This is a genomic window from Geodermatophilus nigrescens, from assembly GCF_900129495.1.
GTDB classification, from domain to species: Bacteria; Actinomycetota; Actinomycetes; order Mycobacteriales; family Geodermatophilaceae; genus Geodermatophilus; species Geodermatophilus nigrescens.
The window spans coordinates 361,271-374,531 of sequence record NZ_FQVX01000001.1 but is presented as its reverse complement, the minus strand read 5'-3'; the positions used below and the strand labels follow the sequence as shown (position 1 = coordinate 374,531).

General features: G+C 77.7%; 15 protein-coding genes. 2 read left to right on the top strand and 13 right to left on the bottom strand.

All coding sequences use genetic code 11. The features are described 5' to 3' along the window. Genes BUE37_RS01795 through BUE37_RS01770 form a run of 6 tightly spaced genes read right to left on the bottom strand, consistent with a single transcriptional unit; the run spans position 1 to position 6,577 of the window. Complete coding sequence (locus tag BUE37_RS01795) at positions 1-618, bottom strand: flavodoxin family protein (RefSeq protein ID WP_073418269.1); 618 nt, start codon at positions 616-618, stop codon at positions 1-3. Positions 619-655: 37 nt separating this feature from the next. Then, a complete protein-coding gene (locus tag BUE37_RS01790) occupies positions 656-2,254 on the bottom strand; it encodes a GTPase (protein ID WP_139252788.1) in 1,599 nt (532 codons plus the stop codon). After that, positions 2,251-3,948: a GTPase family protein gene (locus BUE37_RS01785; protein ID WP_073418267.1), complete on the bottom strand. Its 1,698-nt coding sequence runs from the start codon at positions 3,946-3,948 to the stop codon at positions 2,251-2,253. Before BUE37_RS01785 ends, BUE37_RS01790 begins: the two co-directional genes overlap by 4 nt. A 29-nt stretch (positions 3,949-3,977) precedes the next feature. Then, complete coding sequence (locus BUE37_RS01780; RefSeq protein ID WP_073418265.1) at positions 3,978-4,640, bottom strand: HAD hydrolase-like protein; 663 nt, start codon at positions 4,638-4,640, stop codon at positions 3,978-3,980. 25 nt (positions 4,641-4,665) lie between these two features. Next, complete coding sequence (locus tag BUE37_RS01775) at positions 4,666-5,514, bottom strand: CPBP family intramembrane glutamic endopeptidase (RefSeq protein ID WP_073418263.1); 849 nt, start codon at positions 5,512-5,514, stop codon at positions 4,666-4,668. Positions 5,515-5,551: 37 nt separating this feature from the next. Continuing rightward, complete coding sequence (locus BUE37_RS01770) at positions 5,552-6,577, bottom strand: helix-turn-helix transcriptional regulator (RefSeq protein ID WP_073419459.1); 1,026 nt, start codon at positions 6,575-6,577, stop codon at positions 5,552-5,554. Positions 6,578-6,680: 103 nt separating this feature from the next. On the opposite strand from BUE37_RS01770, the gene BUE37_RS01765 reads away from it, so the two are divergent. After that, positions 6,681-7,148: a VOC family protein gene (locus tag BUE37_RS01765; protein WP_073418261.1), complete on the top strand. Its 468-nt coding sequence runs from the start codon at positions 6,681-6,683 to the stop codon at positions 7,146-7,148. Positions 7,149-7,197: 49 nt separating this feature from the next. Here the strand turns inward: BUE37_RS01765 and BUE37_RS01760 are convergent, their stop codons facing one another. From BUE37_RS01760 to BUE37_RS01745, 4 genes are read right to left on the bottom strand one after another with little or no spacing between them, the layout of a single operon-like run. Further along, positions 7,198-7,557: a VOC family protein gene (locus BUE37_RS01760; RefSeq protein WP_073418260.1), complete on the bottom strand. Its 360-nt coding sequence runs from the start codon at positions 7,555-7,557 to the stop codon at positions 7,198-7,200. Positions 7,558-7,592: 35 nt separating this feature from the next. After that, a complete protein-coding gene (locus BUE37_RS01755) occupies positions 7,593-8,231 on the bottom strand; it encodes a LysE family translocator (RefSeq protein WP_073418258.1) in 639 nt (212 codons plus the stop codon). A gap of 42 nt (positions 8,232-8,273) precedes the next feature. After that, positions 8,274-8,756 carry an FBP domain-containing protein gene (locus BUE37_RS01750; protein WP_073418257.1) on the bottom strand — a complete coding sequence of 161 codons (483 nt, stop codon included), beginning with the start codon at positions 8,754-8,756 and terminating at the stop codon, positions 8,274-8,276. After that, on the bottom strand, positions 8,753-9,529 hold the full coding sequence (locus BUE37_RS01745) for a cobalt-precorrin-6A reductase (protein WP_073418255.1): 777 nt from the start codon (positions 9,527-9,529) through the stop codon (positions 8,753-8,755). The genes BUE37_RS01750 and BUE37_RS01745 overlap by 4 nt, the downstream gene beginning before the upstream one ends. Before the next feature lie 103 nt (positions 9,530-9,632). Here BUE37_RS01745 and BUE37_RS01740 point away from each other — a divergent pair, with 103 nt between their 5' ends. Next, positions 9,633-10,715, top strand: coding sequence for a cobalt-precorrin-5B (C(1))-methyltransferase (locus tag BUE37_RS01740; RefSeq protein WP_073418253.1), 1,083 nt, complete (start codon positions 9,633-9,635; stop codon positions 10,713-10,715). On the opposite strand, the gene cobM is transcribed toward BUE37_RS01740, so the two are convergent. The 3 genes from cobM to def are packed head-to-tail and all read right to left on the bottom strand — an operon-like array spanning position 10,712 to position 13,258. Next, positions 10,712-11,452 (bottom strand): precorrin-4 C(11)-methyltransferase, encoded by a 741-nt coding sequence (cobM, locus tag BUE37_RS01735; RefSeq protein WP_073418251.1) that lies wholly within the window; start codon positions 11,450-11,452, stop codon positions 10,712-10,714. The two genes, BUE37_RS01740 and cobM, sit on opposite strands and share 4 nt — an antisense overlap. 28 nt (positions 11,453-11,480) lie before the next feature. After that, a complete protein-coding gene (gene cbiE, locus BUE37_RS01730) occupies positions 11,481-12,704 on the bottom strand; it encodes a precorrin-6y C5,15-methyltransferase (decarboxylating) subunit CbiE (RefSeq protein WP_083628162.1) in 1,224 nt (407 codons plus the stop codon). Further along, positions 12,701-13,258 carry a peptide deformylase gene (gene def / locus BUE37_RS01725; protein ID WP_073418249.1) on the bottom strand — a complete coding sequence of 186 codons (558 nt, stop codon included), beginning with the start codon at positions 13,256-13,258 and terminating at the stop codon, positions 12,701-12,703. The genes cbiE and def overlap by 4 nt, the downstream gene beginning before the upstream one ends. Positions 13,259-13,261: the final 3 nt, after the last annotated feature.

Genomic DNA, 13,261 nt, shown 5'->3' with positions numbered 1-13,261 from the left:
TCAGCGCCCCGGGTAGGGCTGCGCCTTCAGCGCCTGCGCCAGGTGGGCGGCGTTCTCCGCGAGCGTCTTCGTCGTCGACGCGACCGCCTCGGGGGTCTCCTCGAGGTCGTTGTAGTCGCGGCTGCCCATCGCCTCGTCGTTCCAGTAGACGGCGCCCTGGGCGGGGATCGTGAAGCCGATGTCGTTGAGGCCCTGGAACAGGTCCGCGGTGATCTTGTGGGCGCCGTCCTCGTTGCCCACCACGCACGCCACCGCGACCTTGCCGGTGACCAGCGGGCGGCCCGAGTCGTCGGTCTCCGACAGCTCGCCGTCGAGGCGCTCGAGCACCCGCTGGGCGACGCTGCTCATGTGGCCGACCCAGGTCGGCGTCGAGACCACCAGGACGTCGGCGGCCATCATCCGCTCGCGGATGGCGGGCCAGGCGTCGCCCTCCCCCATGTCCACCTCCACGCCGGGCTTCACGTCGTGGTCGACGACGCGGACGACGTCGGAGGTGAAGCCGTGCTCCCCGAGCGCGTCGAGGACCTGGCGGGCCATGAGCTCGCTGGACGACGGCGCGGGGGACGGCTTGAGGCTGCAGATCAGGGCCAGGGCACGGGGGGACGCGGACTCGGTCATGCTCCCCACCTGCCCAGACGCGGGCAGGTGTCACACATCAGGATCGTGCGCGACCGACCGCGGCGCAGAACCGCTCGTGCTCGGCGCGCGTCTCGGCCAGCGGTGCCAGCACCTCGTCGTCGGCCACCTCGGCCACCCGGGCGGTGAGCCGGCGGCGCGCCGTGCGCGCCCGTCTGCGGGCGCCCGCGGCCACCAGCGGCCGGCACACCAGCGCCAGCAGCAGCCCGGCGAGCAGGCCGAGCCCGAGCAGCAGCGTGGGCAGCGGGATGCCCTGCACCCGGGGCAGCGGGACGACGTCGTCGAGCTGCAGCAGCCCCAGGACGACGAGGCCGACGAGCCACAGCGCGCCGGCCAGCGCGACGAGCGCGAGCAGCCACTGCAGGCCGCCCACCCCGCGCTGCCACAGCGGCACCCGGTCGGAGCCGAGGTCGGTGCCGGCGACGGCGCGGTCGAGCCGGTCGGGCAGCCGCCCGCCGGTGTCGTCGGAGGTGCGGCGCAGCTCGTCGCGCCAGGCCGGGGGCAGCCCGCGGCCGGCGTCGTCGCGGGCCTGCCGGAGGGCGGCGTCCATGCCGGCCCGCTGCACCGCGCCGGCCTGCGGCAGCGACGTCCGGGCCCGCTCGTCGCCGAGGTGCAGCCGGTCGAGCGGGTCGGCGCGCAGCTTGCGGGTCCATCGCAGCAGCGGCCAGCCGGTGTGCGCGGTCCCGCTGCGCCGGGCCGACCGCTCGACGGCGGCCACCACGGCCGGCACGCCCGCGGCGTCGGCCAGCGCGCCGGTCAGCTCCTCGCGGGCCGCCCGCCCCGGCCCGCGGTCGCGCCCGGCGTCGGGGGTGCAGTGCGCGGCCAGCGCGCCCGCGGCCGCCCGCGCGTCGGCGGTGAGGCGGTCGGTGGCCGCCTTCCGCGCCGACACCCGGCGGGCGAGCTCCGCGCGCAACTGCGGCAGCCCCAGGCCGCTCGGCGCGGCCGTGGGGAGCACCGGCACCCCGGCGAGGCCCTCCTCGTCGAGCAGCCGGCGCAGGTCGGCCAGGCAGGCGGCCGCGGCCGCCTCGTCGAGCCGGTCGACCTGGTTGAGCACCACCAGCAGCACGCCGGAGTGCCCGGCCAGCGGCGCGAGGTAGCGGGTGTGCACGGCGTCGTCGGCGTACTTCTGCGGGTCGAGCACCCACACGAGGACGTCGACGAGCTGCACCAGCCGGTCGACCTCCAGCCGGTTCTCCAGCCGCACGCTGTCGTGGTCGGGCAGGTCGAGCAGCACCATGCCGTCCAGCGCCGGGTCGGGGTCGGCCACGCGGTGCCGCCGCGGCACCTCCAGCCAGTCGAGCAGCCGGTCCGCGCCGTGCGCGTCGGAGGAGGGCTCCCCCCACACGCTGGCGTGCGCGACGCCGGTGGTCGGCCGCCGCACGCCCGGGGTGCTCACCTGCGCCCCGGACAGCGCGTTGAACAGCGTGGACTTGCCGCTGCCGGTGGCCCCGGCCAGGGCGACGACGGTGGCGTCGCCCAGCGCCTCGCGGGCCCCGGCCTTCGCCAGCAGCGCCCGCGCGGTGCCCACCTCCGGCACCTCCAGGCGCCCCTCGGCGACCTCGACCGCCTCGCGCAGCGCCGCCAGCCGGTCGGGCAGCGCCAGCTCCCGCGCCCTCACGCCGACCTCCGCGCGGCGGCCAGCGCGGCGACGGCGGCGCGCAGCCGCCCCGCCGCGTCGGGGGCGTCGGACACCGGCGCCAGCAGCTCGTCGAAGCGGTCCTGCTCGCCGCGCAGCAGCCGGTCGGCGCGGGCGTCGAGGTCCTCGCGGGCGCGGGCGGCCAGCTCCCGCACCGCGGCGTCGCCGAACACCGCCTCGAGCACCCGCTGCCCGACCGCCGTCGTGCCGCCGGCGATGGCCAGCTCGGCGCCCGACAGCCCCGCCGTCGAGGCGAAGACGGCGACCATCACCACCGCGCCGGCGCCGTTGATCCCCCAGGACAGCAGCCGCGCCTGCGAGCGCTTGCCCGCGCCCTGCTCCCGCACCAGCTCCAGCACGTACCCCTGCCAGTCGCGGACCTCCTCGGCGGCGGCCGGCGCCAGGTCCGGCGAGGCCGACCCCAGCGCCTCCTCGTGGCCGGCCACCAGCGCCCCGCCGCCGGGCAGCGAGCGCCACGCGGTCACGGTGCGCTCGGCGGCCCGGTCGGCCTCCGCCCGCAGCAGCGTCTCGACGCCGGACTCCAGCGCGCCCGACAACGAGTCCGCCGTCGACGGCCGGCCGGTGAGCGCGGCGCCCAGCCGGTCGCGCAGCCGGCCCACCCGGTTCTGCAGCGAGCGCATCCACTCGCCGGTGCCCACGAAGTCCTGCCAGCGGGCCAGCACCTCGCCGCGCAGCAGGCTGCCGTTGCCCACGCCCTCCCCCACCGCGTCGCGGGCGCCGTCGTAGGCGGCGTCTGCGGCGTCGGCCAGCGCCGCGGCGGCCCCGGCCTGCTCGTCGACGCCGGCGGCGACCGCGGCCACCCGCCCGTCGAGGCTCTCCAGGGCGCCGGCCAGCGTCTGCCGGACGACGGCGGCGCGCTGCTCCTGGTCGGCGGCCAGCCCGCGCAGCCAGTCGCGCAGCGGCGCCACCTGGTCCTCGGGCAGGAACCCGTCGCGCAGCGGCCGCTCCTCCACCACGAACAGCCGCGCCGTCCCGAGCCCGCCGCGCTGCAGCATCCCGGCGAGGTCGGCGGCCACCTCGGTCACCGCCTCCGGCGGCGTGCGGTCCAGGACGACGGCCAGCGCGGTGCCCCGCTCCTGCGCCGTGCGCAGCAGGTCCCACGGGACGGCGTCGGCGTAGCGGGCCGCCGTCGTCACGAACACCCACAGGTCGGCCGCCGACAGCAGCTGGCCGGCGAGGTCCCGGTTGGCCTCCACCACCGAGTCGACGTCGGGCGCGTCGATGAGCGCCAGCCCGGCGGGCAGCGCGTCGCTCGGCACCAGCCGGATCCCGCCGCTGACGTCGCCCTCGCCGGTGGTGCGCGGCAGCCCGGGCAGCACGCGGTCGCCGGAGAACGCCGCGACGTCGGCCGGTGAGCAGACCAGCACGGGGGCGCGCGTGGTCGGGCGCAGCACGCCGGGGACGGTCACCCGGGCGCCGAGCACGCTGTTGACCAGCGTGGACTTGCCCGCGCCGGTGGACCCGCCGACGACGGCGAGCAGCGGCGCGTCGAGGTCGCGCAGCCGGGGCAGCAGGTAGTCGTCGACCTGGTCGACCACCGCCCGCGCCGTGCGCGCCGTCGTCTCCCGGCCCGGCGTGGCCAGCTCCAGGGGCGCGGCGGCGACCGCGTCGCGCACCTCCTGGAGCGCGTCGGTCAGCAGCACGGGTCCGGTCACGTCCGATACGTAGCCCGGCGGGGGGCCGGCTACCCGTCGAGGGCGGCCAGCGCGGCCGGGACGTCCCCCGGGAGGGCGGCGACGGCGGCCGCGCCCGCGGCGGTCAGCTCCGCCGGGCCGCCCGGTCCCCACCCGGCGCCCACGCACGGCAGCCCGTGCGCGGCCGCGCCGAGGACGTCGTGCTCGCGGTCGCCGACCAGCGCCACGGGACGCGCGGCGGGATGGGCGGCCAGCGCCGCGGCGACCACCTGGTCCTTGTGCCGGACCGCGCCGTCGAGGGTGGCGCCGTGCACGCTCGCGAACGCGCGCAGCAGTCCGACGTGCGACAGCACCCGGACGGCGAAGGGCTGCGGCTTGCTGGTGGCGACGGCGAGCACCGCGCCGCCCGCGCGCAGGTCGCGCAGCAGGCCCGGGACCCCGTCGTACACCGCGACGTCGAGCAGCGCGCCGGCCGAGTAGTGCGCCCGGTACGCCGTCACGGCGCGGTCGACGTCGGCGCCGCGCAGGCCGAACACCGTGGCGAAGCCGTCCTGCAGCGGCGGGCCGACCATCGCGCGCAGCTGCGCGGGCGTCGGCTCCGGGAGGCCCAGCCCCGCGGCCGCGACCCGGACCGAGTCCCAGATGCCGGGCGTGGAGTCGACGAGGGTGCCGTCGAGGTCGAACAGGACGAGCGGGGTCGCGGCGGGCTGCACCCCGGGATGGTCCCCGACGGCCGGGTCAGGCCGGGGAGGCGCTCCCGGTGCGCTCGCCGGCCCGGCCGCGGACCAGGAAGACGGCGACGAGCGCGAAGGCCATGAACGCGAAGGTGCCGACCGAGGCCAGCGTCGACCAGCCGGAGGCGGTCTGCGCGCCGACCGCCTCGTCGACGCCGCCGGTGGCGAGGATCGTCGTCGGGTCGGTGAGGCCGTGCAGGACGATCGCGGTCCAGATCGTGCCGGTGACCCGCATCGCCAGGTACATGCACATGCCGAAGCAGAAGGTGTAGCCCACCGTCGCGAGGACGGTCCGCAGCTCCATGCCCTGGATGAGGTTGACCAGGTGCATGAGCGCGAACAGCAGCGAGGACACGACCGCGACGAAGCGCTCGCCGTGCCCGGCGTCGCGCAGCATCTCCACCGCCAGCCCGCGGGTGGCCAGCTCCTCCGCGACGCCGATGCAGACGCCCAGCAGCGCCAGCACCGCGATCTCCCCGCCGGTCCAGCCGTCCCGGTCGACGGCACCGGCGTGCCCCACGACCACGGCGAGGACCAGCACCGGGGCGATCCACATCCACCGCCGGCCGGCGACGGGCTGGCGCCCGAACACGGCCGGGAGCCACCCCACCCGCCAGGTGAACGCGAGGAGAGCCAGGGCGCCGATCCCGATGGGCAGCACCAGCGCGAAGAAGGTGCTCCCGGGGTCGGCCACCACGTTCTCGTCGTCGATCCGGTCGCCGGCCAGCAGGCCGACCACCTGCGAGACGGCCACGTAGAACACGAGGTACCCGGCGACCAGGGCGAACGCCTTCCAGGTCGCCGGCCGGTCCCAGGAGCCCGTCCGCGAGGACCTGGTCTGGCTCTCGGTCACACTCGGAGCCTGGCAGCTCGCTGAGCGCGACGACAGGTCACCGCCCGCGCCGATGCGCCCGCAGGCGCACTTCCTCGTTCCGCATGTCCGGGCCGCCGGCGGCGCGGGCCGCGCGGGCGGCCAGGGCGGCGAAGGCGTCACGCAGCTCCGGCGGGCCGACCACCTCGACGTCGGCGTCGAACCGCGCGAGCGACGCCGCGAGACCCGTCCACGACCACGAGCCCAGGCGCACCCGGCAGCGGTCCTCCCCGGCCGGCTCGACCGTGCCGTCGCCCACGAACGGGACGACGTCGGCGGCCGGAAGGTCCAGCAGCACCTCGCCGCGGCACGGCCAGGCGTCGGGCCCGGCGGAGCCCCTGAGGCGGGCCGACAGCCACGCGCCGGCGTCGCCGCCGGGGACCTCCCGCGGCACGAAGCGGGGCCCGTTCGGCATGCGCAGGCGGATGCGGTCGGCGCGGAACGACCGCCAGTCGCCGCGGCCGGGGTCCCAGGCGACGAGGTACCAGCGGCCGGCGCGCGCGACGAGGGCGTGCGGCTGCACCTGCCGGGGCGGGCGCAGCTCCCCGTCGGCGGGGGCGCCGTGGTCGAAGCGGAGCTCCTCCCGGGCGCGGACGGCGGCGCTGATCGCCAGGAGCACCTGCGGGTCGGCGGGCGCGTCGGCGCGGGCGACGACCGTCGCCTCGAAGCCCTCCACCCGGCCGCGCAGCCGCGCGGGCAGCACCTGCCCGAGCGTGGCCAGCGCCCGCACCGCCGCCTCCCCGACCGCGGCCCCGCTGACGACGGCGGCCCGCAGCGCCACGGCCAGCGCGACCGCCTGCTCGTCGTCGAACAGCAGGGGCGGCAGCCGCGACCCGGCGTCGAGCCGGTAGCCGCCGTCGGGCCCGCGGACCGCCCGCACGGGGTAGCCGAGCTCCCGCAGCCGGTCGACGTCGCGGCGCAGGGTGCGCTCGCTGACCCCCAGCCGCTCGCGCAGCACCGGTCCGGGCCAGTCGCGGCGCGCCTGCAGGAGCGACAGCAGGGCGAGCAGGCGCCCGGAGGCAGCGGGGGCGGAGGTCGTCGGCACGCCGTCCATCCTGCCGGGAGAACCGGCCGTTCCCTGACCTGTACCGCCGACAGAGTGGTCCTCGTCGCCGGAGACGCCGGCGGCACCGAGACCAGGAGCACCCGTGACCGTGCAGACCGTCGCCCACCTCAACTTCTCCGGCCAGGCCCGCGCGGCGCTGGACTTCTACGCGTCCGTGTTCGGCGGTCAGGTCGTCGCCGTCACCTACGGCGACGCCGGCATGCCGCGGGACCTGCCCGGCGCGGACCTCGTCGTCTTCGGCCAGGTCGTGGGCGCGGACGGCTTCTCCGTCATGGCCTACGACGTCCCGGGCCGGCCGCCGGCCGCGCCGGGGACGGCGACCCCCCGCGCGCGGCGGGAGAACGGCACGACGCTCACCGACGAGCCCTTCTTCCTCTCCGTCCGCGGCGGGACGGTCGAGGAGGTGCAGGAGCTGTGGGACCGGCTGGTCGTCGGCGCCGCCGTGATCGAGGCCTACGGTCCGTCGGCGTGGGCGCCGGCGTCGGGGATGCTCACCGACCGGTTCGGCGTCACCTGGATCCTCGACGTGGCCGCCCCGTACGCCGGCTGACCGTCCCCGGGCGGCTGACCCCGGGGCCGGCCGCCCGTCGGGGAACGGCTCAGGCGGTGGCCCACACGCCCAGCACGTTGCCCGCCGGGTCGGCGAAGGTGAACCGCCGCCCGCCGGGGAAGGCGTAGGGGCCCTCCACGACCCGGCCGCCGGCGCGGGTCACGGCCTCGGCGGAGGCGTTGAGGTCGGCGGAGAACAGCAGCACCAGCGGGCCGCCGGGGGCCGTCCGGTCGGCCAGCCGCAGGCCGCCGACCTCCGTGTCGCCGTCGCCGCGGATGCCCGAGTACGCCGGGCCGTAGGAGGTGAACCGCCAGCCGAACGCCTCGCCGTAGAAGCGCTCGGCGGCGGCCAGGTCGGTCACGGGGAGCTCGACGTAGTCGATGGCGTGGTGCCGCTGCGTGCCGGTCATGGCGGCAGCCTGCCCGGCGGTGCCGACAGGACCGGTCAGCGGCTCGAGACGGCGACGCGCAGCCCCAGCGCCACCAGCACCGTGCCGCTCACGCCCTCGAGCCAGGTGCGCACCCGCGGCCGCCGGAACCACGCCCCGGCCCGCGCGACCCCGGCCGCCAGCGACAGGTACAGGACGGTCTCCAGCGCCACCTGCACCAGCGCGAGCAGCGCCGTGGTGGCGAACAGCGGCCGGTCGGCGGGCACGAACTGCGGGTAGAAGGCGACCATGAAGACGGCGGCCTTCGGGTTGGCCAGCTGCACCAGCACGCCCTCGCCGAACGCGGCCCACCCGCCGCGGCGCGGCCCCGGGCCGGCACCGGCCGCCGCCCGGCCGGCCCGGTGCTCCCGCCAGGCCGCCCGCAGCGCCTGCACCCCGAGCCAGACCAGGACGACGGCGCCGACGCCCCTGAGCACCCAGAACGCGGCCTCGGAGGCGGCCACGAGGCCCGCGACCCCGGCCGCGGCCAGCAGCGCCCAGGCGTACAGCCCCGCCTCGAGGCCGAGGACCGTCGGGACGGCGGCGCGGAACCCGCCGACCGCGGCGCGGCGCAGGATCAGCGCCACCGCCGGCCCCGGGGACACGGCGATCAGCAGGACGGCCAGCAGGAACGCCGGCTCCGCGATCGACTCCACGCCGCGGATGGTGGCACCGGCCGGGGCCGGCGCTCGACCCGATTACCGGAGCACGGCGGCGAGGAACTCCTCCACCCGATGGCGCAGCTCGGCGGCGAGCTCCTCGCCCACCTCGGCCGGGTCGCGCTCGCGCAGCCACGGCGGGATGTCGGTGCGGACGCGGGCGGCGCAGCCCAGGTCGGCGCAGACGTAGGTGCCCACGGTGTTGCCGTTGCGGCCGGCCTCCCCGGCGCGGCGGGCGGTGAACAGCGAGACGGCGTCGCCGGGCTGCGTCGAGCGGCAGAGCAGGCACATGACCGTCCGGCGGGCCGACATCCGCGACTCCGCGGCGCGCAGCGCGATGCCCACCGGCCGGCCCTCCCGCTGGACGACGAGGTAGCCGCGCAGCGGCGCCTTCGGGTCGCGCCAGCCGAGCACGTCGAGGGTGCCCCACGGCAGGTCGCCGAGGTCGCGCGGCAGCGTGGCGGAGTTCGCCTCGCCCTTCGAGCAGTTCACGAAGGAGCGCCGCACCTGCTGCTCGGTCATCGGTTCCACGAGGGACCATCCTGCGTTCCGGCACCGACCGGTCTCAACGCATTTACCCACCCCACCGCCTCCTCGACGGTGGTCACCACCGCCACGCCCCGGGGCAGCGGCGGGCGGCGGACCAGCACCACGGGCAGCCCGAGCCGGCGCGCCGCATCCAGCTTGGCCTCGGTCATCGACCCGCCGGAGTCCTTGGTGACGACGACGTCGACGCCGTGCTCGCGCATCAGCGCCGTCTCCTCGTCCTCGGTGAACGGGCCGCGCGCCAGCAACAGCACCGCGCCGGCCGGCAGCGGCTCGTCGGGCGGGTCGACGGCGCGCACCAGCACCCGCCCGGGCAGCACCGCGAAGGCGCCGACGCCCTGCCGCCCGGTGGTGAGGAACACGGTGCCGGCGCCGGAGACCGCCGCGGCGGCGTCGGCGAGCGAGTCGACGTACGTCCAGCGGTCCCCCGGTCCCGGCGTCCAGCCCGGGCGCTGCAGCCTGAGCAGCGGGGTGCCGGAGCGCACCGCGGCGGCCGCCGCGGAGGCGGTGATGCGGGCGGCGAACGGGTGGGTGGCGTCGACGACGGCGCGCGGCCGGTGCGTCGCCAGCCACTCGGCCAGCCCGTCGGCCCCGCCGAACCCGCCCACCCGCACGTCGCCCTCGGGCAGCACCGGGTCTGCCACCCGCCCGGCGAGGCTGGACAGGACGTCGACGCCGCCGGCCACCAGCGCCGCGGCCAGCCGCCGGGCCTCTCCCGTGCCGCCGAGCACCAGCACCTGCCCGCTCACGATGCCTTCCCGCTCCCGCGGGGCGCTCCGCTCCTCGCTCGTTCCTCGCTGCGATGCTCACGCCCCTGTCCGCTCATGCTGCCCGCCCGGGGATCATGGGGCGGTGAGCAGGGACGGCGCCTCCGGGCTGCGGCACGGCTGGACCACCGGCGCGTGCGCGACGGCGGCCACCACCGCGGCCTACACCGCGCTGCTCACCGGCGAGTTCCCCGACCCGGTGACCATCGACCTGCCGAACGACCGGCACCCGGCCTTCGCGCTGGCCCGCGAGTCGCTGGAGCCCGGGGCGGCCACCGCCGGGATCGTCAAGGACGCCGGCGACGACCCCGACGTCACCCACGGCGCGCTGGTGAGCGTGCGGGTGACCCACGGCGAGCCGGGCCGCGGGGTGGTGTTCCGGGCCGGCGAGGGCGTGGGCACGGTGACCAAGCCCGGGCTGCCACTGGCGGTCGGCGAGCCCGCGATCAACCCGATGCCGCGGCAATTCATGGGCGAGCACGTCGCGGCGGTGGCGGCGCGGCACGGCGGCAGCGGCGACGTCGTCGTCGAGGTGTCCATCGAGAACGGCGCGGAGCTCGCGCGGAGGACGTGGAACCCGCGGCTGGGCATCCTCGGCGGGCTGTCGGTGCTCGGCACGACCGGCGTCGTCGTCCCGTACTCCTGCTCCTCGTGGATCGACTCGATCCGCCGCGGCATCGACGTCGCCCGGGCCGCCGGGCGGGAGCACGTGGCCGGGTGCACCGGCTCCACCAGCGAGAGGACGGTGCAGGAGCTCCACGGCCTGCCCGAGGACGCGCTGCTCGACATGGGCGACTTCGCGGGCGCCGTGCTCAAGTACCTGCGCCGCCACCCGGTGCCGCGGCTGACCGTGGCCGGCGGCATCGGCAAGCTGGCCAAGCTCGCCGACGGCCACCTCGACCTGCACTCCGGCCGCTCGCAGGTGTCCTTCGACTCCCTCGCCGCGCGGGTGGCCGCCGCGGGCGGGTCGCCGGAGCTCGTCGCGGGCGTGCGCGGGGCGAACACCGCGCTCGACGCGCTGCGGCAGTGCCAGGCGGCCGGGCTGCCGCTGGGCGACCTGGTGGCCGCCGGCGCCCGGGAGACGGCGCTGGGGGTGCTGCGCGGGGCGCCCGTCGCGGTCGACGTCGTGGTGATCGACCGTGCGGGCGCGGTGGTCGGGCGCGGCTAGCGGCATCTCGTCGTCGAGTAGAGGTGGCTGTCGGGGAACTCCCCCGCGGTGAGCACCGGGCCGACGACGACGACCGCCGTCCGCCGGACCCCCGCCGCCTCGACCTGCCCGGCGATGTCGGCGAGCGTGCCGCGCAGCACGAGCTCGTCGTCGCGGCTGGCCCGGGCGACGACGGCGACCGGGCCGTCGGCCCCGTAGTGCTCGGCCAGCAGCGGCGCGAGCTCGGCCATCCGCTGCACGGCCAGGTGCAGCACGAGCGTGGCGCCGGTGGCGGCGTACGCGGCGAGCTCCTCCCCCGGCGGCATCGGCGTCGAGCGGGCGCTGGTGCGGGTGAGGACGACGGTCTGCCCGACGCCGGGCACGGTCAGCTCCCGCTTGAGCGACGCGGCCGCGGCGGCGAACGCGGGCACGCCGGGGACGACGTCGTAGGGGACGCCCGCGGCGTCGAGCCGGCGCATCTGCTCGGCCATGGCGCTGTAGACCGACGGGTCGCCGGAGTGCAGCCGGGCGACGTCGTGGCCGGCCTCGTGCGCGGCGACCAGCTCGGCGGTGATCCGGTCGAGATCCAGGTCGGCGGTGTCGACCAGCCGGGCGCCGGGCGGAGCGGAGTCGAGCAGCTCGCGGGGCACCAGCGCACCGGCGTAGAGGCAGACGGGGGCGCGCGCGATGATCCGCGCCGCCCGGAGGGTGACCAGGTCGGCGGCGCCGGGCCCCGCCCCGATGAAGAACACGGTCATGACAGGGCCTTTGTAGCGCTCTTGGCCCTCACCAGCGGGTCACCGACCAGATCGTCACGGGCATCGCCGGCTTCCAGCCGGTGAACGAGCCGACCGGCTCGGCGCGCGAGACCTCCACGCGCACGAGATCGCCGCCGACCTTCGCGTGCCACTGCGCGAGCACCGCCTCGCTCTCCACCGTGACGGCGTTGGCCACCATCCGCCCGCCCGGCGGGAGCGCGTCCCAGCACGTCTCCACCAGCAGCGGCGTCGTCAGCCCGCCGCCGATGAACACCGCGTCGGGGGCACCGAGCCGGGTGAGCACCTCCGGCGCGTGGCCGTGCACCACCCGCAGGTAGGGGACGCCGAGGCGCGCGGCGTTGCGCGCGATCCGCTCGGCGCGCTCCTCGGAGGCCTCGACGGCGACCGCGCGGCAGGTGGGGTGCGCGCGCATCCACTCGATGCCGATCGACCCCGACCCGGCGCCGACGTCCCACAGCAGCTGCCCGGGCACCGCGGCCAGCCGCGACAGCGTCACCGCGCGCACCTCGGCCCGGGTGAGCTGCCCGTCGGACTCGTAGGCGCCGTCGGGCAGGCCGGGCGTGGTGGGCAGCGGCATGGTGCCGCGGTCGGCCCGGCACTCGACGGCGGTGACGACGAGCGCGGGCGCCGGCTGCGACCAGGTGGCCGCGGTGCCGGTGCGCACCTCCTCGTCGGGGCCGCCGAGCCCGCCGAGCACCGTGACCAGGCTCTGGCCGTAGCCGCGGCCGGCCAGCAGCGCGGCCACCTGGGCGGGCGTCTCGCCGTCGGACCCGAGCACCAGCAGCCGCCGCCCGGGCTGCACGTGCGGGTGCAGCAGCTCCAGCGGCCGCCCGACCAGGCTGACCACCTCGGTGTCCTCCACCGCCCAGCCCAGCCGGGCGCAGGCCAGCGACACCGACGACGGCGCCGGCAGCACCCGCACCCGCTCGGCGCCGAGCAGCCGGGTCAGCGTGGTGCCGATGCCCGAGAGCATCGGGTCGCCGCTGGCCAGCACGACGACCGCCCGGCCGGCGTGCTCCTCGACCAGCCCGGGCAGCGCCTCGGTGAGCGGCGAGGGCCAGGGCACCCGCTCGGCGGCGACCTCGTCGGGGACCAGGTCCAGCTGCCGGGCGCTGCCGAACAGCACCTCGGCCCGCTCGACCTCGGCGCGGGAGGTGGGGGCCAGCCCGTCCCAGCCGTCGGCGCCGATGCCGACGACGACGACCGGGGCGGCCGGCACGGTCTCGCTCACGCCGGCAGCTCGCCCTCGGGCCCGGCCGCCTCGGCCAGCAGCCGCTCGCGCAGGTCCTCCGGCAGCCGGTCGACGTAGACGACGCCGTCGAGGTGGTCGACCTCGTGCTGCAGGCACCGCGCGGCCATGCCGGTGGCCTCGATGGTGACCGGCTTCCCCTTCACGTCGACGCCGTCGACGCGGGCGCGGAAGGCCCGGGCCAGCTCGGCGTAGGGGCCGGGCACCGACAGGCAGCCCTCCTCGGTGACCTCCTCGGCGGGCTCGCCGTCGGCCGGGGGCAGCACCGTGAGCTCCGGGTTGACCACGTACCCGACGACGTCCTCGCCCGCGGCGTCCGGGCAGTCGATCACGAAGACCCGCGCGTCGACGCCGATCTGGTTGGCCGCCAGGCCCACGCCGTCGGCCTCGCGCATCGAGGCGAACATGTCGAGCACGAGCCGGCGCAGCCGCTCGTCGAACCCGGTGACCGGGACGGTCGGGCGGTGCAGCACCTCGTTGCTGCCGTAGGTGACGATCGGCCGGGCGACGCCGTCGTAACGGCCGGGCAGGCGCATGGC